Raw genomic sequence first — 26,710 nt, 5'->3', positions numbered from 1 at the left:
GCACGAGTTGTAGCGCCGCGCGGTCCGCCGACGCTACAGAATGAAGCGGCTCAGATCCGTGTTCTTCGCCAGATCGCCGATGTACTTCTGCACGAAGGCGGCATCGACCTTGACCGTCTCGCCATTGCGGTCCGGCGCCGAGAACGAGACTTCGTCCAACACCCGCTCCATCACCGTCTGCAGGCGGCGCGCGCCGATGTTCTCGACCGAGGCATTCACCGCCACGGCGATATCGGCGATCGCATCGATGGCATCCTCGCCGAATTCGAGCGTCACGCCTTCGGTGGCCATCAGCGCGACGTATTGCTTGATCAGCGAAGCTTCCGGCTCGGTCAGGATGCGGCGGAAATCGTCACGCGTGAGCGCCTTGAGTTCGACACGGATCGGCAAGCGACCCTGCAACTCCGGTAACAGATCCGACGGCTTGGAGATGTGGAATGCACCCGACGCGATGAACAGGATATGATCCGTCTTCACCGGCCCATGCTTGGTGTTGACGGTGGTGCCTTCGATCAGCGGCAGCAAATCACGCTGCACGCCTTCGCGTGAGACATCGGCGCCGGAGCGGCCTTCGCGGCCGGCGATCTTGTCGATCTCGTCGAGAAAGACGATGCCGTTCTGCTCGACCGACCGGATCGCCTCGATCACCAACTGCTCGTCGTCGAGCAGCTTGTCCGATTCTTCGTTCACCAGGATCGGATGCGACTCCTTCACGGTGACGCGGCGCGTCTTGGTGCGGCCGCCGCCGAGCTTGCCGAAGATGTCACCGATGTTGACCGCGCCCAATTGCGCGCCCGGCATGCCGGGGATCTCGAACATCGGAATGCCGCTGGAGCCGGCCTGCACCTCGATCTCGATCTCCTTGTCGTCCAGTTCGCCCGCGCGCAGCTTCTTGCGGAAGCTTTCGCGCGTCGCCGGGCTCGCGCCGGGCCCGACCAGCGCGCTGAGAACGCGCTCTTCGGCCGACATCTCCGCGCGCGCCTGCACGTCCTTGCGTTTTCGTTCGCGCGTCAGCGACAAGCCGATCTCGACAAGATCGCGCACGATCTGCTCGACGTCGCGGCCGACATAACCGACCTCGGTGAACTTGGTGGCTTCGACCTTGAGGAACGGCGCGCCGGCGAGCTTGGCAAGCCGCCGCGAAATCTCGGTCTTGCCGACGCCGGTGGGGCCGATCATCAGGATGTTCTTCGGCAGCACCTCTTCGCGCAGCTTGTCGTCGAGTTGCAAACGGCGCCAGCGGTTACGCAGCGCAATGGCGACGGCGCGCTTGGCGTCGGCCTGACCGACGATATAGCGGTCGAGTTCGGAAACGATTTCGCGGGGGGAGAAGTCGGTCATCGGTAGACTTTCAGATGCTGGGGCCGTCGCCCTTCGAGGCTCGGGCTTCGCCCTCGCACCTCAGGGTGACGGGACGAAGGCTTTTCGCCGTCATCCTGAGGTGCGAGCGTCAGCGAGCCTCGAAGGATGGCGGCGGTGGTACTAACCTTTCAAACTTTCAATCGTGACGCTGCGGTTGGTGTAGACGCAGATGTCGGCCGCGATATCGAGCGAGCGGCGCACGATGGTTTCGGCATCGTGCTCGCTGTCGAGCAGAGCGCGCGCGGCGGCGAGCGCGTAATTGCCGCCGGAGCCGATGCCCATCACATTCTGCTCCGGCTCGAGCACGTCGCCGGTGCCGGTGAGCACCAACGACACGTTCGCGTCCGCGACGATCATCATGGCCTCCAGCCGGCGCAGATAGCGGTCGGTGCGCCAATCCTTGGCGAGCTCGACGGCAGCGCGCGTGAGCTGGCCGGGATATTGCTCGAGCTTCGCTTCCAGGCGCTCGAACAAGGTGAAGGCATCGGCTGTGGCGCCGGCGAAACCGCCGATCACGTCGCCCTTGCCGAGTTTGCGTACCTTCTTGGCGTTGGACTTGATGATGGTCTGGCCGATCGAAACCTGGCCATCGCCGCCGATCACGACCTTGCCGCCTTTGCGGACGGTGAGGATGGTGGTGCCGTGCCAGGTGGGAATTTCGTTGGATGCCATTGAGAGGACCTTCTGCGTTCCGGACATGTAAGCGTCCCCGATCGGGTATGCAAACGGCCGGTTTCGGTCCGCAGACGCGCCGGACCCGCTCCATTGACAAGGCGGATTGCGTGTCTAGATTTGCGGCATGATTACCCAGGCGCGTTACGCAGCACGGCGTTTTTCCCGCGCGGGTCTCCTGCAAGCAGGCAGGTAGCCCGGGCGACTTCTGTCGTCCCGGGTTCTTCTGACGTCTTCCCACATTCCGTCGTCACGGACGCTCGCGAAGCCCATGCGAGCCGGGGGGAACCGCGTCCATCACAAAAGTTCATCGGCGCGTCCGTCGCGCTCCTCGCACAACACGTACAAAGAAAGGCAGACAAATCATGACACTCACACGGAAGGAATTACCGCCGATCACATTGAGCGGCATCGATTGCGAACGTCTCGACCGTCTCGCGAGCGCGGCGACCGCGACGTTTCCGCGCACGGCGGAATTCCTCGCGCGCGAGGTCGCACGCGCGACGATCGTGCCGTCCGGTTTCCTGTTGCATGGCGTCGTCACCATGGGCTCGCAGGTCGAGTTCAAGGATGACACGACCGATCAGACGCGCACCGTTACGCTGGTCTATCCGGAGGACGCCGATCTCGCGGAAGGCAAGCTGTCGGTGTTGTCGCCGGTCGGCGCCGCGTTGATCGGCTTGTCGGTCGGTCAGTCGATCGAATGGCAGACGCCGGGCGGCGGATGGCGCTCGCTGACGGTGCTTGGCGTTCGTTCCTGACGGTTACGGCACGTGTGCCGTGACGATCGGCGCGATGCGCTCAGCGACGATGCGATTGCCGGCTTCGTTGAGATGTACGGTGTCGAGAAACAGTGGCTGGGCGGCCTGCTGGAAGGTGTCCGACAGATCGAACACGCGTCCGGGCGGACCGGACGCGACGGCGTCGCGATACATTTGCCGCGCCAGGACATCCATCCGCGGATAGATGCGCGCGAGCGTCGCGGCCATGCGTGCCTCAGCGCCTGGATGCACCGGGCGGTCGAACATCATCGGCTGCAGCGCGAAGTCGCAGACGAGCTTGGCTTCGCGGCAATAGGCGTCCGTCGCCGCGATGCCGGCGCGTAACGTGTTCTCTTTGATCGCTGCGGGCAGAACGGCGTCGTCAAGCCATTGCAGCGTTGCCGGCGCGGGGGCTGTCGCGACCGCCTGCAGCCGCACCAGCGTCTTCATCAGTTCGAACGAGACCGTGGTGCCGACCCAGGGGCCATAGCGGCTGTTGGTCGCGCTCATATAGGCCGAGAACACGTCGTTGGCGCCGGTGTAGAACAGCACCTGGTCGATCTCGTAGAGCGCGCGGAAATGCTGCAGCAACGCGAGTTCGCGTTTCAGCGTCGCGCCGCCGATGCCGAAATTGTACACGGTGACGTTGCCGTGGCCGCCGCGGCGCAGAAGGCCCTGTAAAACGACCGCAATGGTGTCGGCGTCGATCACGCGCCAGCCCCAGGCCGCCGAACCGCCGCTGACGGCCACGCGCCATTCGCCGGGTTGTTTGGGTGAGGGCATCGCGGTGCGCAGGCCGAGCGCGTTGAAGCTGATGTCGCCGTTGCGCCACGGGTGATAGAGGACGAGGCCCTCCGGCGTTGTGTAGTAGCTGGTCTCGCTGAGCAGATGCTTAGGCCACGGCTTTTGGTTCGCCAGCGTCGACGTATCTTCGAGCGGCGCCACCACATCGGCGAGCCGCACCGCGACCGCGCCGGCCTCGAGCCCGGCCAAGAGGACAAACGGAAAGGCTAGCGCCGCCGCATAGAACGTTGCGCGGCGCAGCCGCCCTTGCGTCGCGGCGGCGAACGCGATGATCAGCAGGAACACGACGAAGGCCAGGCTGATGACGGTGACGCGGAACGACAGGTCGGCGCGGCCGGTCGCCAGCGCGATGCCTTGCGGGCTGACGGCGAGGGCAGCGCAGACGAACACGGCCGCCACGCCGTACTCGATCAGCCTGCCCGGACGTGTCATCGGCCGTCCTCAATCGAGTTCGAAAGCGTCGCGGTAATCCTGCTTCAGAGCCGCGTCCTGATCGCTCTTGCGCAGCAGGCAATTGCCAATGGCGAGCAGGTCAAGATCGGTGCCCATGAAGCAACGGAAGGCGTCTTCCGGCGTACCAACGATCGGCTCGCCGCGGACGTTGAAGCTGGTGTTCACCAAGATCGGGCAGCCGGTGAGCGCCTTGAAGCGATCGATCAGCGCGTGGAAGCGCGGATTGGTCGCGGCGTGAACCGTCTGAATGCGCGCCGAATAATCGACATGCGTCACGGCTGGGATATCGGACCGCGGCACGTTGAGCTTATCGATGCCGAACAAGGCCTCTTCCGCCGCGCTCATGCCCCGCCGGTGCGGTTCGGCCACCGGCGCGACCAGCAGCATGTAGGGCGAGTCTTTATCGAGGTCGAACCAGTCGGCGACATCCTCGCGCAGCACCGCCGGCGCGAACGGCCGGAAGCTCTCGCGATATTTCACCTTGAGATTCAGCGTCTTTTGCATCGCCGGTGCCCGGGGATCGGCGAGGATGGAACGGGCGCCGAGTGCGCGCGGACCGAACTCCATGCGGCCCTGGAACCAGCCTACGGCCTGGCCGTCGCTGAGCGCGCGCGCGGTGCTGTCGATCAGCGCGTCATCGCTTGCGATGCTGAAGCGGGCGCCGGCATCGGTGAGCCGTCTTTCGACCTCGGCCTGCGCGAAGGCGGGGCCGAGATAGGCACCGCGCATGCCGTCGGGTCCATTGGTCGATACGCGCGGCAACTTCTCGTGCTGATGACAGGCAGCCAAGGCCGCGCCTATGGCGCCGCCGGCATCGCCCGCCGCTGGCTGAATCCAGATGTCGTCGACGATGCCGTCGCGTAGCACTTTGCCGTTGGCGACGCAGTTGAGCGCGACCCCGCCTGCAAGACACAGGTGGCGCATTCCGGTCTCGGCGACGAGGCCGCGTGCCAGCCGCAGCACGACCTCCTCGGTGACGGCCTGGATCGATGCGGCGAGATCCATCTCGCGTTGCGTGAGCCACACTTCCGGCCGGCGCGGCGGGGCGCCGAACAGCGCATCGAAACGCGGGTTGGTCATGGTCAGCCCGGTGCAATAATCGAAGTAATCGAGATTGAGCCGGAACGAGCCGTCGGCTTTGAGGTCGATGAGATTGTCGAAGATCGTCCGCGCGTATTTCGGTTCGCCGTAGGGCGCGAGGCCCATCACCTTGTACTCGCCGGAATTGACCTTGAAGCCGGTGTAGTAGGTGAAGGCGGAATACAGCAGACCAAGCGAATGCGGAAAGTGGATTTCCTTCGTGATCGTGAGGCCGCTGCCGTGGCCCAGGCCCGCCGACGTCGTCGCCCATTCGCCGACGCCGTCCATCGTGAGCACGGCGGCCTGTTCGAACGGCGACGGATAGAAGGCCGAAGCGGCGTGACTGAAGTGGTGTTCGGCGAACAGCAGCCTTTCGGCTTCGCCGAGCGCTGGATCGATGGCGCGCAGCTCCTTCAGCAGCATGTCCTTCTGAAACAGCTTCTCGCTCAGCCAGACCGGCATCGCCGTTCTGAACGAGCGGAAGCCGCGCGGCGCGAAAGCGAGATAAGTCTCGAGCAGGCGTTCGAACTTCAGGAACGGCTTGTCGTAAAACGCGATGCGATCGATATCGCGCGGCTGCAATCCGGCATCGGCGAGGCACCAGCGGATGGCTTGTGCCGGAAAGCCGGGATCGTGCTTCTTGCGTGTGAAGCGCTCTTCCTGCGCGGCGTTGACGATGACGCCGTCGTGCACCAGCGCGGCGGCGCTGTCATGGTAGAACGCGGAAATGCCGAGCACATTCATGCCGGCGCCGCGCTCAGAACAGCGTATAGATGAAAGGCGCGACGGCGGAGCCTTTCGTCAGCACGATGAGGCCGCCGAATGCCACCATCATGACGATGATCGGCATGAGCCAGAATTTCTTGCGGCTGCGGATGAAGTCCCAGAGCTCCGCCACGAACGACATTGCCACCCTCTAAAACTGCTTGTTCATCGATTGCGGCGCCGGGCCCGGCGGGTCCCGGACGATCCAGTAGGAGGCCGCGTCGGGGTCGCGCTTGAGGCGCAGCAGGTCCTTGCCCAGCGCGCGCAGCAACAAGGCCATCGGCAGAATGGCGCCGTAGAACATCAGCGCCATGATCAGCGGATTGACGATGTGGTGCAGCAGCAGGCCGAGCTTGAACCAGATCCGGTTCAGCGGCTGCAGCCAGCGTGGCGCCAGCATCGCCACAGCGGCGAAAGCGGCGGCGATGGCGAGCGCCCAGAGGCGCGGCGGGCCGCCGCGGATGAGCGGCAGCAGGGCCACCACGCCGAAAAACCCTGCGAAGACGAGGCCGAAAGAGCGGTCCGAACTCGCGGTCACTTTGCGATGTGCGACGGTCGGTTCGCTCGCGGCCATGCATCCCACCCCGGCATTTCCCCGGAGCAAATAGAGATGGTAGCCGACAGATAAGTCAACCCAGGGATGTGGTATTACGTTCCTCCCGTCGGCGCCTTGGCGGACGGTTAAGGGCGACCGCCGGCTTGTGTGGCCAACGCCGGTAGCCCCTGATAAAAGGCGCCGGACTCGAAGGATTTCAGGGCTTTGCCAAGGGACTGGCTATGCGCAAAGGCGCCGTGAAACGGAAGACCAAGGAAACTGACATCGACGTCGCGATCGACCTCGATGGAACCGGCTGTTCGCAGATCGCGACCGGCATCGGGTTTCTCGATCACATGCTCGATCTGCTGGCGCGTCATTCGCGCATCGACATGACCATCAAGGCGGTGGGCGACCTGCACATCGACCAGCACCACACCACCGAGGACGTCGGCATCGCGCTCGGCCAGGCGGTGAAGCAGGCGCTCGGCGACATGAAAGGCATTACTCGCTACGCCGACGTGCATCTGCCGATGGACGAGACGCTCAGCCGGGTGGCGCTCGATATTTCGGGCCGGCCGTTTCTGGTGTTCAAGGCGACGTTCGGCCGGGAGAAGGTCGGCAACTTCGACACCGAGCTGGTGCGCGAGTGGTTCCAGGCTTTCGCGATGAATGCCGGTATCACGCTGCACGTCGAGACTTTGTATGGCGCCAACGATCACCATATTGCGGAGTCGTGCTTCAAGGGGCTGGCGCGGGCCCTGCGCGCAGCCGTGGCGATCGATCCCCGCGCCAAGGACGAGGTGCCGTCCACCAAGGGTTCGCTGGGCGGGTAAGTGTTTCGCTCTCCCCCTTGTGGGGAGGGCGGCGAGCGACCGCAGGTCGCGAGCGGGCGGGGGTGGTTGCGTTATTGGATGAGTGACCCTTCATAAGGCCGATCCCACCCCGCTTGCCCCGCTGTCATTCGGCAAGCGACCCTCCCCACAAGGGGAGCGTAAAGAGAGTAGCAATGCCCACATACACCGTGCACGCCCCGCCGCCGAAAAGCGGTGACACGACGAGCGCTCCCGAGCGCTTTCGCTTCGTGCGCGACGGCTTCCATTTCTGGGCGTTTTTGCTGACGCCGCTGTGGCTGCTGGTGCACCGGCTGTGGCTGGCGCTCGTCATCTATGTCGTGCTCTACGCTGCGCTCGGCTTCGGGCTTGCCTCCTTGCGCATTTCTCCGAGCGTGCAGTTGCTCGTCGGCGTGTTGATCGCGCTTGCGATGGGTTTCGAGGCATCGAGCATCCGGCGCTGGACCTTGTCGCGGCGCGGCTGGCGGCAACTCGGCTTCGTGGTCGGCGACGACGAGGAAATGGCCGAGCGGCGCTTCTACGCCGAGTGGGCCAAGCGCCCGAACGACGCGCCGCCGGCGCCGGTATCGCCGGAACCGACTTACACGTCGACGGTGCGCCATGAGCCGCCGGGCGGCCATGACGTGATCGGTTTGTTTCCCGAGCCGGAGCGGCCGCGATGACTGTCGCTATCGTCGATTACGGGTCGGGCAATCTGCACTCGGCCGCCAAGGCCTTCGAGCGTGCCGCCCGTGACAGCGGCCACACGCAGCCGATCGCGGTGACCAGCGATCCGGCCATCGTGGCGAGGGCCGACCGTATCGTGCTGCCCGGCGTCGGTGCTTTCGCCGACTGCCGCAGCGGGCTCGATGCCATTCCGGGCATGGTCGAAGCGCTCAACGAAACCGTGCTGCAGCGCGGACGGCCGTTCTTCGGCATCTGCGTCGGCATGCAGCTCATGGCCGAGCGCGGACGCGAATATCAGGTGACGCCGGGTCTCGGTTGGATTGCCGGCGAGGTCGATCGCATCGCGCCGAGCGATGCGAGCCTCAAGATTCCGCATATGGGCTGGAATACGCTCAACATGCTGAAAGCCCATCCGCTGCTCGACGACATTCCGCTCGGGCCCGACGGGCTGCACGCCTACTTCGTGCACTCCTATCAACTGAACGCAGCCAAGCGCGACGACCTGGTGGCGCAGGCCGATTACGGCGGCCCGCTCACCGCCATCGTTGGCCGCGACAACATGGTCGGCACGCAATTCCATCCCGAGAAGAGTCAGAAGCTCGGCTTGCGGCTGATCGCGAATTTCTTGAAGTGGATGCCATGATTCTCTTTCCCGCTATCGACCTCAAAGAAGGCCTCGCCGTGCGTTTGCAGCAAGGCGACATGGCGCGCGCGACGGTGTTTCATCGCGATCCCGCCGCGCAGGCCCGCGCCTTCGAACAGCAGGGCTTCGAATATTTGCACATCGTCGATCTTGATGGCGCCTTCGCCGGCAAGCCGGTGAACGCCGGCGCGGTCGATCGCATCCTCGAGACCATCGGCATTCCGGTGCAGCTCGGCGGCGGCGTGCGCGACATGGCGACGGTCGAAGGCTGGCTCGGCAAAGGCGTCACGCGCGTGATCATTGGCACCGCGGCGGTGCGCGATCCGGCGTTCGTCAAACAGGCGGCGAAGGAATTTCCGGGCCGCGTCGCTGTCGGGCTCGACGCCCGCGACGGCAAGGTGGCGGTGCAAGGCTGGGCAGAGGCGTCCGAACTGTCGGTGCTCGACATTGCGCGGCGCTTTGAAGACGCGGGCGTTGCCGCGATCGTCTACACCGACATCGCCCGCGACGGCATGCTCCAAGGGCTCAATCTCGACGCCACCATCGCGCTGGCCGAAGCGATCTCGATTCCGGTGGTCGCATCCGGTGGGCTGGCCTCGATCGACGACATCAAGGCGATGCTCGAGCCGCGCGCGAAGAAGCTCGAAGGCGCCATCGCCGGCCGCGCGCTCTACGACGGCCGGCTCGATGCCGCGGAAGCGCTCACGCTCATCCGCAATGCGCGCAAGGCGGCCTAATGTTCAAAGTTCGCGTCATTCCCTGTCTCGACGTCAAGGACGGCCGTGTCGTGAAGGGCGTCAAGTTCGTCGATTTGCGCGATGCCGGCGACCCGGTCGAAGCGGCGATCGCCTATGACGCCGCCGGCGCCGACGAGCTGTGCTTCCTCGACATCACCGCGAGCCACGAGAACCGCGACACCATTTTCGATGTGGTGACGCGGACCGCCGAAGCCTGCTTCATGCCGCTCACCGTCGGCGGCGGCGTGCGCACGGTCGATGATATCCGCAAGCTGCTCACCTGCGGCGCCGACAAGGTGTCGATCAACACCGCGGCGGTGAACCGGCGCGCTTTCGTCAAGGAAGCGGCGGAGAAGTTCGGCGACCAGTGCATCGTCGTGGCGATCGACGCTAAGAAAGTGTCGAAGCCCGGCGAGACGGATCGCTGGGAGATCTTCACCCATGGCGGCCGTAATCCCACCGGGCTCGACGCGATCGCATACGCCAAGGAAGTCGTATCGCTCGGCGCCGGCGAAATCCTGCTGACGTCGATGGACCGCGACGGCACCCGCGTCGGCTACGACATCGCGCTCACGCGCGCCATCGCCGATGCCGTGACGGTGCCGGTCATCGCCTCGGGCGGCGTCGGCAATCTGCAGCATATGGTCGAAGGTATTCGCGATGGCCATGCCACCGCGGTGCTTGCGGCCTCGATCTTCCATTTCGGCGAGCACTCGGTGCGCGAAGCCAAGGAATTCATGGACAAAGCCGGCCTGCCGATGCGGCTGGATGCGTGAGCCGCCCTCGTCCTGAGGAGCCGGCGAAGCCGGCGTCTCGAAGGACGGGGCGGCCCATGGTTCGAGACGCCGCGCTGCGCGCGGCTCCTCACCATGAGGCCGAGCAAATGCCGCGGAATGACGCTTGAATGGATCAGTGCTAAGAAACGCCTCGAAAAGGCTGACCCTCATGACCTTCACCCTCGCCGACCTCGAAAAACGCATTTCCGAGCGAATCCACACCACCGCGGCGGAATCCTACACGCGCAGTCTGATCGACAAGGGCATCGCCCACTGCGCCAAGAAGATGGGTGAAGAGGCCTTCGAGACCGCCATCGCGGCGGTCCAGGAGGACAAGGGCCGCTTTGTTTCCGAGGCGGCCGATCTTATCTACCACCTGATGGTGCTGATGGAGGCGCGCGGCGTGGTGCTTAAGGACGTCGAAGCCGAACTGGAACGGCGGACCGCGCAATCGGGTCACGCTGAAAAAGCATCGCGCAAGGGGTGAGGCGAGCGGGTTCGATGGAGCAGCGGACCGAGGAAATCCTGTCGCCCTACCGCGTGTATTCGCGCGATCAGTGGGCCGCCTTGCGTGAAGACGCACCGATGACCTTGACCTCGGAAGAGGTCATGCGGCTGCGTTCGATGCACGATCGTCTCGACATCAAGGAAGTCGAGGAGATTTACCTGCCGCTGTCGCGGCTGTTGTCGCTGTACGTGGCGGCGACGCAGCGTCTGTTCCGCGCGCAGCAGAACTTCCTCGGCACCGAAGACACCAAGATGCCGTATGTGATCGGCGTCGCGGGTTCGGTGGCGGTCGGCAAATCGACCACCGCGCGCGTGCTCCAAGCGCTGTTGGCGCGCTGGCCGAACGTGCCGAAGGTCGATCTCGTCACGACCGACGGCTTTCTCTATCCGAACGCGATCCTCGCGCGCGAAGACCTGATGGAGAAAAAGGGCTTTCCGGAAAGCTACGACCTGCCGGCGCTGTTGCGATTCCTCACCGAGGTGAAGGCCGGTAAGCGGCCGGCGCGCGCGCCGATCTATTCGCACTTGATTTACGACGTGGTGCCGAACCAATGGGTCGAGGTCGACCGGCCGGACATCCTCATCGTCGAGGGTCTGAACGTGCTGCAGACCGGCCGTCCGCCGAAGGACGGCAAAGCGGTGCCTTTCGTGTCGGACTTCTTCGACTTCTCGGTCTATCTCGATGCCGACGAGGAAGTGTTGAAGGCTTGGTACATCGACCGCTTTCTTACTTTGCGCGGCACGGCCTTCCGCGATCCCAAATCATACTTCCATCGCTACTCGAACTTGTCGGATGACGAGGCGATCGTGACCGCGACCTCGATCTGGGAGCGGATCAATCTCGTCAACCTGCACGAAAACATCCTGCCGACGCGCCAGCGCGCCGATCTCATCCTGACCAAAGGCGCGAGTCATCTGGTCGACTCGGTGGCGCTGCGGCGGTTGTGAGACTTAGGTAGCGCGCCGCCGCCCCCATCACCGTTCATTCCCGCGAACGCGGGAATCCAGCACTGGGTCCCCGCTTTCGCGGGGACGAACGGACAACAAAACGGTTCGGCTATAAGAGCTTACTGCCCGTTGCCTTCGACCTTGCCGCCAGCGGCTTTCAGCGCTTCCGGCTGCGGCATGGCGATCACGTTGTAGCCACTGTCGACGAAATGGATCTCGCCGGTGACACCGGCCGACAAATTCGAGCAGAGATAAAGCCCGGCGCCGCCGAGATCCTCGAGGCTCACGCCGCGGCCGAGCGGCGAATATTTCTGCTGGAAGGCGAACATGTAGCGCGCATCGCCAATGCCGGCACCGGCGAGCGTGCGGATCGGACCCGCCGAGATCGCGTTGACGCGGATGTTCTGGTGGCCGAAATCGACGGCGAGATAGCGCACTGACGACTCGAGCGCTGCCTTCGCCAGACCCATGACGTTGTAATTCGGCATGGCGCGATCGCCGCCGTTATAGGTCAGCGTCACCATCGCGCCGCCATTGGGCATCAGCGCCGCCGCGCGCTTGGCACTCTCGGCGAAGGAGAAGCAGGAGATCACCATGGTGCGCACGAAATTCTCGCGCGTGTTGTCGGCGAAGCGGCCCTTCAGTTCGTTCTTGTCCGAGAAGCCGACCGCGTGAACGAAGAAGTCGATGGTGCCCCACTTCTCCTTGACCGTCTCCCACACCGCGTCGACGCTGGCGATGTCCTCGACGTCGCAAGGCATCAGAAACGACGAGCCGACCGATTCGGCGAGCGGCTTGACACGCTTATGCAGCGCGTCGCCCTGATAGGTGAAGGCGAGTTCGGCGCCGTGTTGATGCAGTGTCTTAGCGATCCCCCAGGCGATGGAGTGGTCGTTGGCCACGCCCATGATCAGCCCGCGTTTTCCGTTCATCAGCCCAGACATTCGCAACAACCTCGGATGATGTCACCCGCGCAAAGCGGGTAACCCAGTACTCTGTTTACTCACAATCAAGACGGCCGGTGGCTACTGGACGTCCCGCTTTCGCGGGGCATGACAGCGATTACCGGTCAGTAGGAATTACGCATCCAACCGCTTGAAGATCACCGATGCGTTGGTGCCGCCGAAGCCGAAGGAGTTCGACAGCACCGCGCCGAGTTCGACGTTGTCGCGGCGCTCGCGCACGATCGGCATGTCCTCAAACACGGGGTCGAGATTCTGAATGTTCGCGCTCTCGCAGATGAAACCGTTGTTCATCATCAGCAGCGAATAGATCGCTTCCTGCACGCCGGCGGCGCCGAGCGAGTGGCCGGTCAGCGACTTGGTCGCCGAGATCGGCGGGCACTTGGCGCCGAACACTTCGCGGATCGCCTCGATCTCCTTGAGATCGCCGATCGGCGTCGCGGTGGCGTGCGGATTGATGTAGTCGATCGGCGCCTTGCAGGTCTCGAGCGCCTGTTTCATGCAGCGCATCGCGCCTTCGCCCGACGGCGCCACCATGTCGTGGCCGTCCGAGGTCGCGCCGTAGCCGGCGACTTCGGCGTAGATCTTGGCGCCGCGCGCCTTGGCGTGCTCGAGCTCTTCCAGCACCAGAACGCCGGCACCGCCGGCGATGACGAAGCCGTCGCGGTCGCGGTCGTAAGCGCGCGACGCGGTCTGCGGCGTGTCGTTGTACTTGGACGACATCGCGCCCATGGCGTCGAACAGGTTGGACATCGTCCAGCTCAGCTCTTCCGAGCCGCCGGCGAACACCATGTCCTGCTTGCCCCACTGGATGAGTTCGGCGCCGTTGCCGATGCAGTGGTTCGAGGTCGCGCACGCCGACGAGATCGAATAGTTCACGCCCTTGATCTTGAACCAGGTGGCGAGCGTGGCGGAGGGCGACGACGACATCGCCTTCGGCACGGCAAAGGGGCCGATGCGCTTGGGCGAATTGTTCTTGCGCGTGATATCGGCGGCGTCGACGATCGTCATCGTCGACGGACCGCCGGCGCCCATGACGATGCCGGTGCGCGGATTGGAAATGTCTTTTTCTTCGACGCCGGAATCGCGGATGGCTTGTTCCATCGCGACGTGATTCCAAGCCGAACCTTGGCTGAGGAAGCGCATGGCGCGGCGATCGACCGATCCCGACGGATCCAAGGTCGGCATGCCTTGCACCTGGCAACGGAAGCCGTGCTTGGCGAATTCTTCGGCGTGCGTGATGCCGGACTTTGCCTCGCGCAAGCTGGCCAGCACTTCCTGCGTATTGTTGCCGATGGAAGAGACGATACCCATTCCGGTGACGACGACGCGCCGCATGGTCACAATACCTTCATTTCCGTCGGGGATTTAGAGCGATTGCTCCACAGATTGACCGGCCAAGACGGTTTCGCAAGACCCTTGCCGCAAAACGGGTAGGTCAGGCAAGCCGGCCGTGGAGCCGCGCGGTCAGCCGCCGCTCGGCTGCAGCGCGTCGTCCTGCTTGAACAGGCCGACTTTGAGATCGCTGGCGCGATAGATCACGGTGCCATCGGCCGACAGCCAGCCATCGGCAATGCCGAGCACCAGCTTCGAGCGCATCACGCGCTTGAAGTCGACGCCATAGACGACCTTCTTCACGCTCGGCAGCACCTGGCCGGAAAACTTCAGTTCGCCAAGTCCAAGCGCGCGGCCCTTACCGGGTGCGCCGAGCCAGCCGAGAAAGAAGCCGACCATCTGCCACAGCGCGTCGAGGCCGAGGCAGCCCGGCATCACCGGATCGCCTTTGAAATGACAAAGGAAAAACCAGAGGTCCGGCTTCACGTCGAGCTCGGCGCGCACCATGCCCTTGCCGTGCTCGCCGCCCTGCTCCGAAATCTCGGAAATCCGGTCGAACATCAGCATGGGGGGAAGCGGAAGTTGGGCGTTGCCCGGTCCAAACAGTTCCCCGCGGCCGCAAGCAAGCAAGTCCTCGTAGCCGAAGCTGTGACGTCGATTGTCCATCAATGAAGCTTCCCCTTGTGGGGACCTTGGCTGGATTTCCATGGCCGAACTCCTAACACACCCCGTCTAGCGGGCAAAGATGGCGGCAAGGGGGGTACCGGACGGTTTTCCTCACCGGCGGCTGCGACACGGAGTCCGGCGCGCAACTGCGAAGGAGTTGCATCTAGGAGCACACTTCGTATATGTTGCGGATGAAACGGTTTTCTGCCGGTTTGTTTTGGCCGGATGACTGGGCGTCGACATGACCGAAATGCGTACCATGGTGTTCCCGAAGCTTCCCGACATGCGGGCCGATGATCATGGCGACCGCACGGGCTGTCCATGGCACGACGTGAAGTCGATGCTGCGGCAGGTCGGGCTGCGTCCGACGCGCCAGCGCATGGCGCTCGGTTGGATCCTGTTCGGCAAGGGCGACCGCCATCTCACGGCGGAAATGCTCTACGAGGAGGCCACGCGCGCCAAGGTGCCGGTGTCCCTGGCGACCATCTACAATACGCTGCATCAGTTCACCGAGGTCGGTTTGCTGCGTCAGGTCGCGGTCGACGGTTCCAAGGCCTATTTCGACACCAACGCGTCGGCGCATCATCACTTCTATGTCGAAGGTGAGGATGCGGTGCTCGATATTCCGGGCGAGGACGTGATCGTCGGCAATACGCCGACCCCGCCGGAAGGCTACGAGATCGCGCGCGTCGACGTGGTCGTGCGTCTGCGCAAGAAGAGCTGATTGTCAGCGGTTATTTGTGTGTGATGGCCGGGCATGTCCCGGCCATTTTCTTTTTGTCGTGGCACACGACCCGTCATCCTGAGGTGCGAGCGCAGCGAGCCTCGAAAGGGCGACGGGACTATTACTCGACCTTTTCGTTCGGGTAGGCGCCCCAGAGGCGTTCTTGCTGGATATAGCCGCTGAAGTTCTTGCCTGAGAATTGGCACCAGGCGCCGTCGCAGGACTTGAGCGAACCGAGCACGCCGGATTGCAGCCGCGCCACGACCGCGGATGTGGTGTCGGCCTTGTCGTAAAGCGGCACCAGTTCCGCATTGAGCTTCGGCACCACGACGGCCGTCCGTTTGCCCGACAGCAGCGAGTGATAGACCCAGCCCTCGGCGCCTTCCCAGTCGCGAATGCGCCGCCAGTTCTCGAACTCGGCGGTAATTTCGACCGGCATGCCGGCCCGGGTGTAGACCCAGCGGACGTCCTGATCCTTGTTCGGACCCCCGCGGACATTGACGCGGTCCGATTTGAGGCTGACGAAGCGCGGAATCGGCAGGCCGCTCACCGTGCCGGTCGGGACGTCGCCGGCGGCCACGGCGGACGACATGGCGGCCGCCAGAACGACAACGCTCAAAAGGGCGCCGCCGAGGCTCCGGATCGCGGCCCCAAAACTTTGTGTTGCGACAGCCATCTGATAGGAAAAGTACGGATTTCGTTGCCTGCAGGAGCGCCCGTACACTGTGGGCGAGCAGGGTTAAAGAGGACTGAATCGGCGCGTTTCTTTGACAGCCGATATTGGTGCCGTCGCGGTAAGGGGATCATGGCGAAGGGTAAGAAACCGCTGGTCGTCGTCACGCGTAAGTTGCCTGACAACGTCGAACTGCGCATGCGGGAACTTTTTGATGCGCGCCTCAACACCGACGACAAGCCGCTGACGCAAGCGGAACTCGCCGAAGCGGTGAAGAGCGCCGATGTGCTGGTGCCGACGATCACCGATCAGATCGACGCGTCGGTGCTGTCCAAGGCCGGCGAGCAGCTCAAGCTCATTGCCAACTTCGGCAACGGCGTCGACAACATCGATGTCGCGACTGCCGTGCAGCGCGGCATCACCGTCACCAACACGCCCGGTGTGTTGACCGAAGATACGGCCGACATGACCATGGCTCTGATCCTCGCGGTGCCGCGCCGTCTCGTCGAAGGCTCGCACGTGCTGACGTCGGAAAAGGACTGGGCGGGCTGGTCGCCGACCTGGATGATGGGCCATCGCATCTGGGGCAAACGCCTCGGCATCATCGGCATGGGCCGCATCGGCCAGGCCGTGGCGCGGCGCGCCCGCGCCTTCGGTCTGCAGATCCACTATCACAACCGTCGCAAGGTCGCGCCGAAGATCGAGGAAGAGCTCGACGCGACGTATTGGGAGAGCCTCGACCAGATGCTCGCCCGCATGGACATCGTGTCGGTCAACTGCCCGCACACGCCGGCGACGTATCATTTGTTGTCGGCGCGGCGGCTGAAGCTGCTGCGGCCGCAGGCTTATGTCGTCAACACCGCGCGCGGCGAAGTAGTCGATGAAAACGCGCTCGCGCGCATGCTGGAGTCCGGCGATCTCGCCGGCGCCGGCCTGGACGTGTTCGAGCACGAGCCCGCGGTGAATCCGAAGCTGGTGAAGCTCGCGCGTCAGGGCAAAGTCGTGCTGCTGCCGCACATGGGTTCGGCAACGCTCGAGGGCCGCATCGACATGGGCGAGAAGGTGATCATCAACATCCGCACGTTCATGGACGGCCATCGTCCGCCGGATCGCGTGCTGCCGTCGATGCTGTGATCGTCATTTCTGGGGGGCGCAAAAGGGGGCGACTCCCGGGATGACAGGTCATGGCCACGGATCTCACCTATCCGCCGCTCGATTGTCTCAAGCCCATTGCTGAGGCCGTCTGGATCGTCGACGGGCCCGTGATCCGCTTCGGTCCGAAGCCGTTCGCCATGCCGTTCCCGACGCGCATGACGGTGCTACGGCTTGCGGAGGGGCTTTTCGTTCATTCGCCGACGCGGCTGACGGCCGAGCTCAAGGCGCAGGTCGACAGGATCGGCGCCGTGCGCTGGATCGTCGGTCCCAATCGCATTCACTATTGGTGGATACCCGACTGGCATGCGGCGTTTCCGGCCGCCGAGGTCTATCTCGCCCCGCGCATCAAGGAGCAGGCGGGAGAGCGTATCGACTTCTCGTGCCGTCTGCTTGAACGGCGTGACGGTTATCCGTGGGACCGTGAGGTCAGGACGCTGACGGTTGCCGGACGCTATATGACCGAGGTCGAGTTCTTTCACCGCAACAGCCGCACGCTGATCCTGACGGACCTCATCGAGAGCTTCGAACCGGCGAAGTTGTCGTTTTTCATGCGTCTGATGACGCGCCTCGGCCATGTCCAACATCCGGACGGCCAGATGCCGCGCGACATGCGCCTGACCTTCGATCGTTCTGTTTTGAAGATGGCCGTCGAGCAGATGCTTGCATGGCAGCCGGAACGCATCGTCATCGCGCATGGCCGATGGCTCGAACGCGACGGCACGGCCGAACTACGGCGGGCGTTCCGGTGGCTGCTCGACTAGATCGAATGCGATCAACGGTCAGGCGTGAATGGACAAATCCGTGATGGTCGGCGTTCTGCCGCTCAACGGATTGTCCGGGTCCCACGCGTAGTCGAGCGTTTCGAAGCGCATCGAACGCGCATCGATCATCAACAGCCGGCCGACGAGGCCTTCGCCGAAACCGACGATCTCGCGGATCACTTCCAGCGCCATCAGCGAGCCGAGCACGCCGGGCATCGCGCCCAGCACGCCGGCTTCGGCGCAAGCGGGAACCATGCCCGCCGGCGGCGGTTCGGGAAACAGACAACGATAGGTCGGATTGGGCGTGCCGTCGGCTTGGCGTTCGTGCGCGCGGATCGACGTCAGCGAGCCGTCGAATGTGCCGAGCGCAGCGGTGATCAACGGCTTCTTGGCGAAGTAGCACGCGTCGGCGACGAGATAGCGCGTGGCGAAATTGTCCGAGCCGTCGGCGACGATGTCGTAGCGCGATATCAGGTCGAGCGCGTTGGCGGCGGTAAGCCGCGTTTGATGCGTCTCGACCTTCACATGCGGATTGAGCCGCGTGACCGCATCCGCCGCGCGATCCGCTTTCGGCGCGCCGATATCGTCCGTGCTGAAGATGACCTGGCGCTGCAGGTTCGACAGCGACACCGCGTCGTCGTCGATCACGCCCAGCGTGCCGACGCCGGCCGCGGCGAGATAGAGCAAGACCGGCGCGCCAAGACCGCCGGCGCCCACGACCAGCACGCGGGCGGCTTTCAGCTTGGCCTGGCCGGGGCCGCCGACGTCGCGCAGAACAATGTGGCGCGCATAGCGTTCGAGTTCTTGGGGGTCGAGCATCGCCGTAAACCTAACTCAAGCTTGAGGAAATTGGGAATCTTTCGCCCGTTCACGCTAATCCGTCGGCTGCCTTGCGCCGCAGGGGCCATGGGCTAAGCTGTCCTGCTGGATATGGTTAGGGTGGCGTTAAAGACCATGCAGGGGGCCGCATTCACGGTCATCGTCGGTCTCGTGCTCGCGGCTGGCGCTGCGGTCGCGGGCGAACCTGCGCCACGGCTGCCAACGCCGCGGCCGCAGATCGGTCAGGCCGAGAGCAAGCCCGCGCCGAAGGATGGCTTCGCGACGGCCTCGTTGCCTAAGGCCGACACCATCAAGCCTGAGACCGCCAAGGTGGGAGCGAACGCGCCGGTCTTCGCGGGCATTCCTTTTGACGAACGCATCAAGATCCAGGCGGCGCTGTTCTGGTCGGGCGACTATGCCGGCGCGACGAATGGCGAAGACCCGATGTTGGCCGCGGTGAAGAACTATCAGAAGCGCGCCAAGGGCAACGTCACCGGCGTGCTGACACCGGTCGAACGGGCCGCGCTCGTCGCCGCCGCGCAGAATTACGAGAAAGAGTTCGGCTGGAGCGTGGTGGTCGATCCCGCGACCGGCATCCGTATCGGCCTGCCGACCAAGATGGTGCCGCAGGCGCGCGATGCCGCGCGCGGCACGCGCTGGTCATCGGCCTATGGCGAGGTGCAGGTCGAGACCTTCCGCATCAAGGATCCGAACTTGAAACTCGCCGCGGTGTTCGAGCAGGAGAAGCGTGAGCCGGCGACGCGCCGGGTCGAATACAGCGTGCTCAACGACGACGGCTTCTTCATCAGCGGCATCCAGGGCCTGAAGAAGTTCTCGGTGCGCGCCAAGATCCGCGACGGCGAAGTGCGCGGGTTCACCTTGTCGTTCGATCAGATGATGGAGACCATCGTCTCGCCGATGATGGTGGCAATGGCGAGTGCGTTCTCGCCGTTCCCCGAGCGCAGCGCGCCTTTCGCCGCGCTGGCGAAGTCGGTCGAGTACGGCAACGGCGTCGTCGTCAGCGAACGCGGCCACATCGTCACCGATCGCCGGTTGACCGAAGGCTGCCAAGTGATCGTCGCCGCGGGCCTCGGCGACGCCGAGCGGGTGGCGGACGACAAGGACAAAGGCCTCGCCCTGCTGCGAGTCTACGGCCCGCGCAAGTTATCGCCGGTTTCGCTCGCCGGCGCTCCGCCGAAGTCCGGCGACATGACGCTGATCGGCATTCCCGATCCGAAGGAGCAGGGCGGCACCAAGGCTTTGACCGAGGTGAAAGCGCGATTGGCCGACGAAGCGACCATTGAGCTGCAGCAGCCGGTGCCGATGGCCGGATTCTCCGGCGCCGCGGCCATCGATGCGCAAGGCCACTTCCTTGGTGTGACGGAGATGCGCAACTTCGTGCTGGCGAGCACCGAGCCGGCCGCGCCGCCGGTGCATCTCGTCAGCGCGGACACGATCCGCGCGTTTCTCAACGCGCGTAATGTCGAAGTCGCTTCGACAACCGGCCCCGACGCCAAGGCGTCGGTCGTGCGCATTATCTGCGTAAGGAAGTAGCGCCTCTCCGCCTTACCCTGAGGCGTGCTCACGTCAGTGAGCGCGTCTCGAAGGATGGGGCGGCCTCATGCTCCGAGGCGGCTGCTTCGCGGCGCTCCTCAGCATGAGGGCCGAGAAAGGCTGCGCCGCGTCCGGGCGCGCCTTACTTGTTCTTCCAATCCGGCTTACGCTTCTCGACGAAGGCCTTCATGCCTTCCTTCTGATCCTCGGTCGCGAACAGCGAATGGAAGATGCGCCGTTCGAAGCGCACGCCTTCGGCCAAGGACGACTCGAACGCGGCGTTGACCGATTCCTTGCCGGCCAGCACCGATGGCAGCGACATGCCGGCGATCGTCTCGGCAACCTTCATCGCTTCGTCCATCAGGCTCGCGGCCGGCACGACGCGCGCGACGAGGCCGGCACGCTCGGCTTCCGCCGCATCCATGTTGCGGCCGGTGAGCACGAGGTCCATCGCCTTGGCCTTGCCGACCGCGCGTGTCAGGCGTTGCGTGCCGCCGATGCCGGGAATGACGCCGAGCTTGATTTCCGGCTGACCGAACTTGGCGGTGTCGGCGGCGATGATGATGTCGCATTGCATGGCGATCTCGCAGCCGCCGCCGAGCGCGAAGCCGGCGACCGCCGCGACGACCGGCTTCCGCGCCTGCGCGATGCCGTGCCAATCGGCCGCGAAGTTGCCGCCATAGGCGTCGATGAAGCTCTTGTCCGCCATCTCCTTGATGTCGGCGCCGGCGGCGAAAGCCTTCTCGCTGCCGGTGAGCAGCATGCAGCCGACAGCGTCATCGGCGTCGAACGCCTGCACCGCTTGCGTCAGCTCCGCCATTAGCGCCTGATTGAGCGCGTTCAGCGCCTGCGGACGGTTGAGCCGGATGATGCCGACGCGGCCTTTGGTTTCGACGAGGATGTTTTGATAGCTCATGATTGGCTCCGGACTCTCCAAACAGTCATTGCCGGGCTTGACCCGGCAATCCATGAAACATGCGTTCCTATACGATCGTACGGTCGAACCTGTTGCACCTCATCATGGATGCCCGGGTCAAGTCTTACGGCCGGGCCGGCCAGAGGCCGGACCCGGTTGCCCGGGCATGACCGTGGGGAGAGCCTCATTTCTGGCATGACGGACAATAGAAGGTCGAGCGCCCGGCCTGCACGATGCGTTTGACCGTGCCCCCGCAGCCGCCAGGGCAGGGCTGACCTTCGCGGTCATAGACCAGGAAATTGTGTTGGAAGTCGCCGAGCGAACCGTCGGCGCGGCGGTGATCGCGCAAGGAGGAGCCGCCGGCCTTGATGGCGTCCTGCAACACCGCCTTGATCGCCGGCACGAGCGCTTCGGCGCGCGCATTGGGCTTGCCGTGGCGGTCGGCGATCGTGGAAGCGCGCCGTTTGGGCGAGAGCCGCGCGCGAAACAGCGCCTCGCAGACATAGATATTGCCGAGACCGGCGACCACGCGCTGATCGAGCAGCGCCGCTTTGAGTGACGTCTTTTTGCCGGCGCAGGCCTTCGCCAGCATCGCCGCATCGAATGCGTTGCCGAGCGGCTCGGGTCCGATGCCGCGCAGCAAAGGCTCCTGGTCGAGCTTGGCGCGCGGCACGAGCTTCATCGAGCCGAAGCGGCGCGGGTCGTTGAAGGTCACGATCTCGCCGTTCGAGAGATGAAACACGACATGGTCGTGCGCCGTGCTCTTCGACGTCTCGTGATAGTAGATGCCCGGCCGCGACTCATGACCGACGCGGAACGAGCCCGACATGCCGAGATGCATGACCAGCACGTCGCCGGACGACAGATCGGCGATGAGATACTTCGCGCGGCGGCCGAGACCCTCGACCGTCTGCCCCTCGATGCGCTGCTCGAAGTCCTTGGCGATCGGCCAGCGCAGGCCGCGATGGCGCACGTCGACCTTGTCGATGCGCGCGCCTTCCATGGCGGGCGCGAGACCGCGGCGGACGGTTTCGACTTCGGGGAGCTCGGGCATTAGGTGTTGCGCGCCGTCATTTCGGTGGGCTCGCCGAAGGTGATCCGGTTGTTGAACGGGTCGACGACGGTCACCTCGGTCATGCCCCATTCCTGCTCGTCCAGGCCGGGGCGGTTGTAACGGTACTTCTTTTCGTTCAGTTCGCGGTGCAGCTCGGCTACCCCGCTCACGGGCACGTAGGCGATGGAGCCGGGCGTACCGTCACCATGGTGCTCGCTGAGGCGCAGCGTAAAACCGCCGCGAGAGACCTGCATGTAAACCGGCGCCTCGGGTTCGAAACGGTGCTCCCAGTCGATCTTGCAACCGAGAAAGTCGAGATAGAACTCGCGCGCCTTCTCGAGCGAAAAAATCCGAAACGTCGGAATAGCGGCTTTGAACGCGATTGACATCTGGACCCCTTCCGTACCGCTCGTTAAGGCATCGCGGCGACCTTTCTAGCGCCCGCCGCCCGCCCGCGCTATGGTCCGGGCCGCAAAGGACAATTGGCGATGCCCACGACCCGCGAAGAGACCCATTTCGGCTACGAGAACATCCCCCTGGAGGAAAAGCAGGGGCGGGTGGACGACGTCTTCCATTCGGTGGCGCGCCGCTACGACCTGATGAACGACCTGATGTCCGGCGGATTGCACCGGCCGTGGAAGGACGCCCTGGTCACCGCGGTGAACCCGCCGAAATCGGATCGTGCGTTCCGGCTGCTCGATCTCGCGGGGGGTACGGGCGACGTCGCTTTCCGCGTCGTGGACGCGGGCGGCGACGGCACGCGGGTGACGGTGTGCGACATCAATGCGGAGATGCTGGCAGTCGGCCGCGAGCGCGCGGAGAAGCGCGGCTATGACCATGCGGTGACCTTCGAGCAGGGCAATGCCGAAGAGCTGCCTTATGCCGACAAGACCTTCGACTGCGTCACCATCGCCTTCGGCATTCGCAACGTGCCGCGTATCGAGCGCGCGCTGGCGGAAGTCTATCGCGTGCTCAAGACGGGCGGGCGCTTTCTCTGCCTTGAATTCTCCGCGGTCGATGTGCCGGGTCTCGACAAGATCTACGAGCTCTATTCGTTCAACGTGATCCCGCGCGTCGGCCAGGCTGTCACCGGCGATCGCGAGGCCTATCAGTACCTCGTCGAATCCATTCGCAAGTTTCCCAAGCCGCGGCGCTTCGCCGCGATGATCGAAGCAGCCGGCTTCCGCCGCGTCTCGTTCACGCAGATGACCGGCGGCGTCGTCGCGCTGCACTCGGGCTGGAAATTGTGATCGCGGCCTTCTCTCATCTCATCCGCCTGTCTCGCGCCGGCTATGTGTTCGCGCGCGAGGGCGTGCTCGCGCTCGTCGACACGCGGCCTTTGCCGCTGCCCGCGCGCACGGCGATCGCGCTCGCGCGGCTCATCGAGCGGCCCGGCGCCAAGGATGGCGGTGCCCGTCTCGCCGCGGCGCTCGGACGGCTCGGCCCCACTTACGTCAAGCTCGGGCAGTTTCTGGCGACGCGGCCCGACGTCGTGGGCCCCGCGATCGCGCGCGATCTGCAAAGCCTGCAAGACAAGATGCCGGCGTTTCCGCAAGCCGAAGCGGAAGCCGTGGTTGCCGCGGCGTTCGAGAAGCCGCTCAACGCCGTCTATGCCAACTTCGGACCGGCGGTGGCGGCGGCTTCGATCGCGCAGGTGCATCCGGCGCAGGTCGAGAAGGATGGCGTGCGCCAGCAGGTCGCGGTGAAGATCCTGCGGCCCGGCGTCGAGCGGCGTTTCAAGGTCGACCTCGACGCTTTCTTCTTCGCGGCGCGGCGCGCCGAGGCGATGTCGCCGGAAGCCGAACGCCTGCGTCTGGTCGAAGTCGTCAACACGCTCGACCGTTCGGTGGCACTGGAGATGGATTTCCGCCTGGAGGCGGCGGCGCTGTCGGAGATGGCCGAGAACACGCGCGAGGATGTCGATTTCCGCGTGCCGCACATCGATTGGGATCGCACGGCGCGCGAAGTGCTGACGCTCGAATGGATCGACGGCACGAAGCTCAACGATCGCGCCGCGCTCGAGGCCAAGGGCTTCGATCTGCCGGCGCTCGGCCGCAACGTGATCCAGAGCTTCCTGCGCCATGCGTTGCGCGACGGCTTCTTCCACGCCGACATGCATCCCGGTAATCTGTTCGTCGATGACGATGGCCGGTTGATCGCGGTCGACTTCGGCATCATGGGCCGGCTCGGCGTCAAGGAGCGCCGCTTCCTCGCCGAGATCCTGTTCGGGTTCATCACGCGCGACTATCGCCGGGTCGCGCAGGTGCATTTCGATGCCGGCTACGTGCCGCGGCATCATTCGGTCGATGCCTTCGCGCAGGCGATCCGCGCCATCGGCGAGCCGATCCATAACCGCACCGCCGAAGATATCTCGATGGCGAAGCTGCTGACGCTGCTGTTCGAGGTGACCGGCATTTTCGATATGCGCACGCGGCCCGAGCTGATCCTGCTGCAGAAGACCATGGTCGTGGTCGAAGGCGTCGCGCGTTCGCTCGATCCCAAGCTCGACATGTGGAAGACGGCCGATCCGGTGGTGCGCGAGTGGATCGCGCGCAATCTGGGGCCGGTGGGCATCGCCGAAGGCGCGGCGCGCGGCGCCGGCGAGATCGGCCGTTTCGTCGCGCAGGTGCCGTCGCTGCTGACGCGCGCCGGCTTCATGCTCGATCAGCTCGACGACATCACGCGCAACGGTCTCGTGCTGGCGCCGGAGACGGTCGAGGCCATCGGCCGGGCCGAGCAGCGCCGCAACCGTTGGACGGCCGCGGCGCTGTGGGTCATCGCGCTGCTGTTGTTCTGGATCGCGTGGCTGTTGGTGTAGGCGCGACAGCCTTAATCGGTTGCCTGCTGGACCCACACCCCGCTCACTCCTGCGCGAGTGGAACGGTTCTACCGGATGCCGTGCGGATCAGAGCGCGACAAGGGTCTTGAAGCCGCCGAAGATCATGCGCTTGCCGTCGAATGGCATATCGCCCTGCATGTCGGCTTTGAGGCGCTCGTCGCTCATCACCTTCTTCAGCACGCTGTCCCGCTGCTTGCGCGAGCGATAGACGATCCATGAGAACATCACCGTTTCGCCGGCCTTCAGCTTGACGCTACGCGGAAACGACGTCCACTTGCCTTTCTTGACGTCGTCGGCGACGCATTCGCGGAATTCGAGCGCGCCGTGTTCCAGCCAGATCTTGCCGGCCTTGCGCGCCATCTTGCGATAAGCCGCGATCTTCTTCTTCGGAACCGGCACCACGAATCCGTCCACGTAGGTCATGCGCTCCTCCGTTATTCGCCTTTGAAGGCCTTTTTGATGGCCGCCATGTCGAACTTCTTCATCGGCATGAAGGCGTTCATAACACGCGCGGCGGCGGCGCGATCCGGTCCGGTCAATATGTCGCCCATGAAGTCGGGAAACACCTGCCACGACAGGCCGAACTTGTCCTTGAGCCAGCCGCATTGGCTTTCCTGACCGCCGTCGGCGGTCAGCGCGCTCCAATAGTAGTCGATTTCCTCCTGCGTCTCGCAGGGGATCTGCAGCGAGATCGCTTCGTTGAATTTGAACATCGGCCCGGCATTGAGCGCCATGAACGCCATGCCTTCGAGTTCGAACTCGACCGTCAGCACGGAATTGGCCGGCTTGGCGTGAATGTCCTGCCCGGCGTCGGGGTAATAAGCGGTGCGGCCGAGCTTCGCGTTCTTGAACACGGAGCAATAGAATTTCGCCGCTTCTTCCGCCTGCTTGTCGAACCAAAGACAGGTCGCGAGTTTTCGTTTGGCTAAGGCCACTATTTCCTCCTTGTGCATTTCGTGAGATCGGCAGCGCTCAGCGGCCGTAGTCGAGTTTCGGATACCAATGCGGCTTGCGGCCTTCCGGCGTGCAGTCGAGCACGGTCCAGAGCGGCATCAGGTCCGGCGCGCCGCGCGAGTCCTGACCCGGATCGGCGGTGGAGCCGTCCATTTCGCCGCTCCAGAAATGACGCAGCGTGCCGTCGCGCCGGGTGAAGACATGCAGACCGGGCCACTCCTCGCCGTTCGGACCGAGGGCGTTGAAGTCGCGGCTGAACTCGCCGGACGGATCCGAATAGAACTGGAGGTCGCGCCACCCGCGCTCGCTCTTGAAGTGCCGCAGGCGCTCGATCGGCGAGCGCGCCGTCACCGCCAGCGCGACATTCTGCATGATGTCCTGCGCCTCGCCCTCGAAAGACGACAGCAGCGACGTGCACATCGGGCACGGCCGCTCGCGCTGCGGGCCGTACATATAGGTGTAGATGACGAGCGTCTGCTTGTCGCCGAAGAGATCGGCGAAGCCGACCGGTCCTTTTTCACCGATGAAGCGATAGTCCTTCACCGCGCCGCCGGGCGGTAACGCCCGGCGCTGTTCGGCAACCCGCTCGATGTGCCGCCGCAATTCGATCTCCTCGGCCAGCAGCGCTGTACGGGCCTTGCGGTATTCGGCGCTCTCGTTCGGAATGCGGACGTTGCAATTGTCCGCGAGCTCTTGCGCGGATGGCAGCGTCGTATGTTTGTCGAGCATCGTTCC

At 64.5% G+C, this 26,710-nt stretch carries 31 protein-coding genes; 14 read left to right on the top strand and 17 right to left on the bottom strand.

All coding sequences use genetic code 11. The features are described 5' to 3' along the window. Positions 1–33: 33 nt before the first annotated feature. Entirely contained in the window at positions 34–1,341 is a 1,308-nt protein-coding gene (gene hslU, locus DW352_RS18885) for an ATP-dependent protease ATPase subunit HslU (RefSeq protein WP_115692779.1), read from the bottom strand. Positions 1,342–1,482: 141 nt separating this feature from the next. After that, positions 1,483–2,034, bottom strand: coding sequence for an ATP-dependent protease subunit HslV (gene hslV / locus DW352_RS18880; protein ID WP_115692778.1), 552 nt, complete (start codon positions 2,032–2,034; stop codon positions 1,483–1,485). Between the two features lie 365 nt (positions 2,035–2,399). On the opposite strand from hslV, the gene rnk reads away from it, so the two are divergent. Then, on the top strand, positions 2,400–2,795 hold the full coding sequence (gene rnk, locus DW352_RS18875) for a nucleoside diphosphate kinase regulator (protein WP_115692777.1): 396 nt from the start codon (positions 2,400–2,402) through the stop codon (positions 2,793–2,795). Positions 2,796–2,798: 3 nt separating this feature from the next. Here the strand turns inward: rnk and DW352_RS18870 are convergent, their stop codons facing one another. Genes DW352_RS18870 through DW352_RS18860 form a run of 4 tightly spaced genes read right to left on the bottom strand, consistent with a single transcriptional unit; the run spans position 2,799 to position 6,471 of the window. Continuing rightward, positions 2,799–4,031 (bottom strand): SGNH/GDSL hydrolase family protein, encoded by a 1,233-nt coding sequence (locus tag DW352_RS18870; RefSeq protein WP_115692776.1) that lies wholly within the window; start codon positions 4,029–4,031, stop codon positions 2,799–2,801. 9 nt (positions 4,032–4,040) lie between these two features. After that, positions 4,041–5,876, bottom strand: coding sequence for a carbamoyltransferase family protein (locus DW352_RS18865; protein ID WP_115692775.1), 1,836 nt, complete (start codon positions 5,874–5,876; stop codon positions 4,041–4,043). Between the two features lie 13 nt (positions 5,877–5,889). Continuing rightward, positions 5,890–6,039, bottom strand: a complete 150-nt coding sequence (locus tag DW352_RS27095) for a DUF5989 family protein (protein WP_170153527.1) — start codon at positions 6,037–6,039, stop codon at positions 5,890–5,892. Positions 6,040–6,048: 9 nt separating this feature from the next. Next, positions 6,049–6,471: an SxtJ family membrane protein gene (locus DW352_RS18860; protein ID WP_115692774.1), complete on the bottom strand. Its 423-nt coding sequence runs from the start codon at positions 6,469–6,471 to the stop codon at positions 6,049–6,051. Between the two features lie 203 nt (positions 6,472–6,674). On the opposite strand from DW352_RS18860, the gene hisB reads away from it, so the two are divergent. From hisB to coaA, 7 genes are all read left to right on the top strand, one after another. Then, positions 6,675–7,268, top strand: coding sequence for an imidazoleglycerol-phosphate dehydratase HisB (hisB, locus tag DW352_RS18855; protein ID WP_115692773.1), 594 nt, complete (start codon positions 6,675–6,677; stop codon positions 7,266–7,268). Between the two features lie 173 nt (positions 7,269–7,441). Continuing rightward, positions 7,442–7,948, top strand: a complete 507-nt coding sequence (locus tag DW352_RS18850) for a DUF2628 domain-containing protein (protein ID WP_115692772.1) — start codon at positions 7,442–7,444, stop codon at positions 7,946–7,948. Next, the gene (gene hisH / locus DW352_RS18845; RefSeq protein ID WP_115692771.1) at positions 7,945–8,595 is read left to right on the top strand and encodes an imidazole glycerol phosphate synthase subunit HisH; all 651 of its coding nucleotides are present in this window, start codon (positions 7,945–7,947) and stop codon (positions 8,593–8,595) included. Before DW352_RS18850 ends, hisH begins: the two co-directional genes overlap by 4 nt. After that, on the top strand, positions 8,592–9,332 hold the full coding sequence (hisA, locus tag DW352_RS18840) for a 1-(5-phosphoribosyl)-5-[(5-phosphoribosylamino)methylideneamino]imidazole-4-carboxamide isomerase (RefSeq protein WP_115692770.1): 741 nt from the start codon (positions 8,592–8,594) through the stop codon (positions 9,330–9,332). The genes hisH and hisA overlap by 4 nt, the downstream gene beginning before the upstream one ends. Further along, on the top strand, positions 9,332–10,108 hold the full coding sequence (gene hisF / locus DW352_RS18835; RefSeq protein ID WP_115692769.1) for an imidazole glycerol phosphate synthase subunit HisF: 777 nt from the start codon (positions 9,332–9,334) through the stop codon (positions 10,106–10,108). Before hisA ends, hisF begins: the two co-directional genes overlap by 1 nt. Before the next feature lie 169 nt (positions 10,109–10,277). After that, positions 10,278–10,595 (top strand): phosphoribosyl-ATP diphosphatase, encoded by a 318-nt coding sequence (locus DW352_RS18830; RefSeq protein WP_115692768.1) that lies wholly within the window; start codon positions 10,278–10,280, stop codon positions 10,593–10,595. A gap of 14 nt (positions 10,596–10,609) precedes the next feature. Next, positions 10,610–11,563, top strand: coding sequence for a type I pantothenate kinase (coaA, locus tag DW352_RS18825; protein ID WP_115692767.1), 954 nt, complete (start codon positions 10,610–10,612; stop codon positions 11,561–11,563). A 119-nt stretch (positions 11,564–11,682) separates the two neighbouring features. Here coaA and fabI read toward each other — a convergent pair whose 3' ends face one another. The 3 genes from fabI to fabA form a co-directional block, all read right to left on the bottom strand. Further along, entirely contained in the window at positions 11,683–12,507 is an 825-nt protein-coding gene (fabI, locus tag DW352_RS18820; protein ID WP_115692766.1) for an enoyl-ACP reductase FabI, read from the bottom strand. 135 nt (positions 12,508–12,642) lie between these two features. Continuing rightward, a complete protein-coding gene (gene fabB, locus DW352_RS18815; protein WP_115692765.1) occupies positions 12,643–13,863 on the bottom strand; it encodes a beta-ketoacyl-ACP synthase I in 1,221 nt (406 codons plus the stop codon). A 129-nt stretch (positions 13,864–13,992) separates the two neighbouring features. After that, positions 13,993–14,526, bottom strand: coding sequence for a 3-hydroxyacyl-[acyl-carrier-protein] dehydratase FabA (gene fabA / locus DW352_RS18810; RefSeq protein WP_115692764.1), 534 nt, complete (start codon positions 14,524–14,526; stop codon positions 13,993–13,995). A 250-nt stretch (positions 14,527–14,776) separates the two neighbouring features. Here fabA and irrA point away from each other — a divergent pair, with 250 nt between their 5' ends. Then, a complete protein-coding gene (gene irrA / locus DW352_RS18805) occupies positions 14,777–15,250 on the top strand; it encodes an iron response transcriptional regulator IrrA (protein WP_281011488.1) in 474 nt (157 codons plus the stop codon). A gap of 121 nt (positions 15,251–15,371) precedes the next feature. Here irrA and DW352_RS18800 read toward each other — a convergent pair whose 3' ends face one another. Next, positions 15,372–15,842 carry an SH3 domain-containing protein gene (locus DW352_RS18800; RefSeq protein WP_115694496.1) on the bottom strand — a complete coding sequence of 157 codons (471 nt, stop codon included), beginning with the start codon at positions 15,840–15,842 and terminating at the stop codon, positions 15,372–15,374. A 213-nt stretch (positions 15,843–16,055) separates the two neighbouring features. Between DW352_RS18800 and DW352_RS18795 the strand changes: the two genes are divergently transcribed. Both DW352_RS18795 and DW352_RS18790 read left to right on the top strand, forming a co-directional pair. Next, the gene (locus tag DW352_RS18795) at positions 16,056–17,057 is read left to right on the top strand and encodes a 2-hydroxyacid dehydrogenase (RefSeq protein ID WP_115692762.1); all 1,002 of its coding nucleotides are present in this window, start codon (positions 16,056–16,058) and stop codon (positions 17,055–17,057) included. Between the two features lie 50 nt (positions 17,058–17,107). Continuing rightward, positions 17,108–17,839 (top strand): DUF4336 domain-containing protein, encoded by a 732-nt coding sequence (locus DW352_RS18790; RefSeq protein WP_115692761.1) that lies wholly within the window; start codon positions 17,108–17,110, stop codon positions 17,837–17,839. 18 nt (positions 17,840–17,857) lie between these two features. On the opposite strand, the gene DW352_RS18785 is transcribed toward DW352_RS18790, so the two are convergent. Further along, positions 17,858–18,658, bottom strand: a complete 801-nt coding sequence (locus DW352_RS18785) for a HesA/MoeB/ThiF family protein (protein WP_115692760.1) — start codon at positions 18,656–18,658, stop codon at positions 17,858–17,860. 120 nt (positions 18,659–18,778) lie between these two features. Between DW352_RS18785 and DW352_RS18780 the strand changes: the two genes are divergently transcribed. Further along, positions 18,779–20,212, top strand: coding sequence for a serine protease (locus DW352_RS18780; RefSeq protein ID WP_162827053.1), 1,434 nt, complete (start codon positions 18,779–18,781; stop codon positions 20,210–20,212). 142 nt (positions 20,213–20,354) lie between these two features. Here DW352_RS18780 and DW352_RS18775 read toward each other — a convergent pair whose 3' ends face one another. The 3 genes from DW352_RS18775 to DW352_RS18765 all read right to left on the bottom strand — a co-directional run bounded on the left by DW352_RS18775 (position 20,355) and on the right by DW352_RS18765 (position 22,571). Then, positions 20,355–21,128: an enoyl-CoA hydratase gene (locus DW352_RS18775; RefSeq protein WP_115692758.1), complete on the bottom strand. Its 774-nt coding sequence runs from the start codon at positions 21,126–21,128 to the stop codon at positions 20,355–20,357. Between the two features lie 184 nt (positions 21,129–21,312). Then, on the bottom strand, positions 21,313–22,182 hold the full coding sequence (mutM, locus tag DW352_RS18770; RefSeq protein WP_115692757.1) for a bifunctional DNA-formamidopyrimidine glycosylase/DNA-(apurinic or apyrimidinic site) lyase: 870 nt from the start codon (positions 22,180–22,182) through the stop codon (positions 21,313–21,315). Continuing rightward, entirely contained in the window at positions 22,182–22,571 is a 390-nt protein-coding gene (locus tag DW352_RS18765) for a glyoxalase superfamily protein (RefSeq protein WP_115692756.1), read from the bottom strand. The genes mutM and DW352_RS18765 overlap by 1 nt, the downstream gene beginning before the upstream one ends. A gap of 99 nt (positions 22,572–22,670) precedes the next feature. Between DW352_RS18765 and ubiE the strand changes: the two genes are divergently transcribed. Beyond that, a complete protein-coding gene (gene ubiE, locus DW352_RS18760) occupies positions 22,671–23,432 on the top strand; it encodes a bifunctional demethylmenaquinone methyltransferase/2-methoxy-6-polyprenyl-1,4-benzoquinol methylase UbiE (RefSeq protein WP_115692755.1) in 762 nt (253 codons plus the stop codon). Next, positions 23,429–25,000 carry a 2-polyprenylphenol 6-hydroxylase gene (gene ubiB / locus DW352_RS18755; protein WP_115692754.1) on the top strand — a complete coding sequence of 524 codons (1,572 nt, stop codon included), beginning with the start codon at positions 23,429–23,431 and terminating at the stop codon, positions 24,998–25,000. The genes ubiE and ubiB overlap by 4 nt, the downstream gene beginning before the upstream one ends. Positions 25,001–25,087: 87 nt before the next feature. Here the strand turns inward: ubiB and DW352_RS18750 are convergent, their stop codons facing one another. The 3 genes from DW352_RS18750 to DW352_RS18740 are packed head-to-tail and all read right to left on the bottom strand — an operon-like array spanning position 25,088 to position 26,704. Next, positions 25,088–25,444, bottom strand: coding sequence for a DUF1428 domain-containing protein (locus DW352_RS18750; RefSeq protein WP_115692753.1), 357 nt, complete (start codon positions 25,442–25,444; stop codon positions 25,088–25,090). An 11-nt stretch (positions 25,445–25,455) separates the two neighbouring features. After that, entirely contained in the window at positions 25,456–25,956 is a 501-nt protein-coding gene (locus DW352_RS18745; protein WP_245434178.1) for a VOC family protein, read from the bottom strand. Between the two features lie 37 nt (positions 25,957–25,993). Beyond that, positions 25,994–26,704, bottom strand: a complete 711-nt coding sequence (locus DW352_RS18740) for a DUF899 family protein (RefSeq protein ID WP_115692751.1) — start codon at positions 26,702–26,704, stop codon at positions 25,994–25,996. Positions 26,705–26,710 lie beyond the last annotated feature (6 nt).

The sequence above is a fragment of the Pseudolabrys taiwanensis genome, from assembly GCF_003367395.1.
GTDB lineage: Bacteria > Pseudomonadota > Alphaproteobacteria > Rhizobiales > Xanthobacteraceae > Pseudolabrys > Pseudolabrys taiwanensis.
The sequence above is the reverse complement of the archived record's forward strand: the minus strand, read 5'-3'. Positions and strand labels throughout refer to the sequence as shown.

Excerpts from the sequence above, each read along its gene's own strand:
- hslU (WP_115692779.1), bottom strand. The coding sequence starts at position 1,341 with ATGACCGACTTCTCCCCCCGCGAAATCGTTTCCGAACTCGACCGCTAT.
- hslV (WP_115692778.1), bottom strand. The coding sequence starts at position 2,034 with ATGGCATCCAACGAAATTCCCACCTGGCACGGCACCACCATCCTCACC.
- rnk (WP_115692777.1), top strand. The coding sequence starts at position 2,400 with ATGACACTCACACGGAAGGAATTACCGCCGATCACATTGAGCGGCATC.
- DW352_RS18870 (WP_115692776.1), bottom strand. The coding sequence starts at position 4,031 with ATGACACGTCCGGGCAGGCTGATCGAGTACGGCGTGGCGGCCGTGTTC.
- DW352_RS18865 (WP_115692775.1), bottom strand. The coding sequence starts at position 5,876 with ATGAATGTGCTCGGCATTTCCGCGTTCTACCATGACAGCGCCGCCGCG.
- DW352_RS27095 (WP_170153527.1), bottom strand. The coding sequence starts at position 6,039 with ATGTCGTTCGTGGCGGAGCTCTGGGACTTCATCCGCAGCCGCAAGAAA.
- DW352_RS18860 (WP_115692774.1), bottom strand. The coding sequence starts at position 6,471 with ATGGCCGCGAGCGAACCGACCGTCGCACATCGCAAAGTGACCGCGAGT.
- hisB (WP_115692773.1), top strand. The coding sequence starts at position 6,675 with ATGCGCAAAGGCGCCGTGAAACGGAAGACCAAGGAAACTGACATCGAC.
- DW352_RS18850 (WP_115692772.1), top strand. The coding sequence starts at position 7,442 with ATGCCCACATACACCGTGCACGCCCCGCCGCCGAAAAGCGGTGACACG.
- hisH (WP_115692771.1), top strand. The coding sequence starts at position 7,945 with ATGACTGTCGCTATCGTCGATTACGGGTCGGGCAATCTGCACTCGGCC.
- hisA (WP_115692770.1), top strand. The coding sequence starts at position 8,592 with ATGATTCTCTTTCCCGCTATCGACCTCAAAGAAGGCCTCGCCGTGCGT.
- hisF (WP_115692769.1), top strand. The coding sequence starts at position 9,332 with ATGTTCAAAGTTCGCGTCATTCCCTGTCTCGACGTCAAGGACGGCCGT.
- DW352_RS18830 (WP_115692768.1), top strand. The coding sequence starts at position 10,278 with ATGACCTTCACCCTCGCCGACCTCGAAAAACGCATTTCCGAGCGAATC.
- coaA (WP_115692767.1), top strand. The coding sequence starts at position 10,610 with ATGGAGCAGCGGACCGAGGAAATCCTGTCGCCCTACCGCGTGTATTCG.
- fabI (WP_115692766.1), bottom strand. The coding sequence starts at position 12,507 with ATGTCTGGGCTGATGAACGGAAAACGCGGGCTGATCATGGGCGTGGCC.
- fabB (WP_115692765.1), bottom strand. The coding sequence starts at position 13,863 with ATGCGGCGCGTCGTCGTCACCGGAATGGGTATCGTCTCTTCCATCGGC.
- fabA (WP_115692764.1), bottom strand. The coding sequence starts at position 14,526 with ATGGACAATCGACGTCACAGCTTCGGCTACGAGGACTTGCTTGCTTGC.
- irrA (WP_281011488.1), top strand. The coding sequence starts at position 14,777 with ATGCGTACCATGGTGTTCCCGAAGCTTCCCGACATGCGGGCCGATGAT.
- DW352_RS18800 (WP_115694496.1), bottom strand. The coding sequence starts at position 15,842 with ATGTCGTCCGCCGTGGCCGCCGGCGACGTCCCGACCGGCACGGTGAGC.
- DW352_RS18795 (WP_115692762.1), top strand. The coding sequence starts at position 16,056 with ATGGCGAAGGGTAAGAAACCGCTGGTCGTCGTCACGCGTAAGTTGCCT.
- DW352_RS18790 (WP_115692761.1), top strand. The coding sequence starts at position 17,108 with ATGGCCACGGATCTCACCTATCCGCCGCTCGATTGTCTCAAGCCCATT.
- DW352_RS18785 (WP_115692760.1), bottom strand. The coding sequence starts at position 18,658 with ATGCTCGACCCCCAAGAACTCGAACGCTATGCGCGCCACATTGTTCTG.
- DW352_RS18775 (WP_115692758.1), bottom strand. The coding sequence starts at position 21,128 with ATGAGCTATCAAAACATCCTCGTCGAAACCAAAGGCCGCGTCGGCATC.
- mutM (WP_115692757.1), bottom strand. The coding sequence starts at position 22,182 with ATGCCCGAGCTCCCCGAAGTCGAAACCGTCCGCCGCGGTCTCGCGCCC.
- DW352_RS18765 (WP_115692756.1), bottom strand. The coding sequence starts at position 22,571 with ATGTCAATCGCGTTCAAAGCCGCTATTCCGACGTTTCGGATTTTTTCG.
- ubiE (WP_115692755.1), top strand. The coding sequence starts at position 22,671 with ATGCCCACGACCCGCGAAGAGACCCATTTCGGCTACGAGAACATCCCC.
- DW352_RS18750 (WP_115692753.1), bottom strand. The coding sequence starts at position 25,444 with ATGACCTACGTGGACGGATTCGTGGTGCCGGTTCCGAAGAAGAAGATC.
- DW352_RS18740 (WP_115692751.1), bottom strand. The coding sequence starts at position 26,704 with ATGCTCGACAAACATACGACGCTGCCATCCGCGCAAGAGCTCGCGGAC.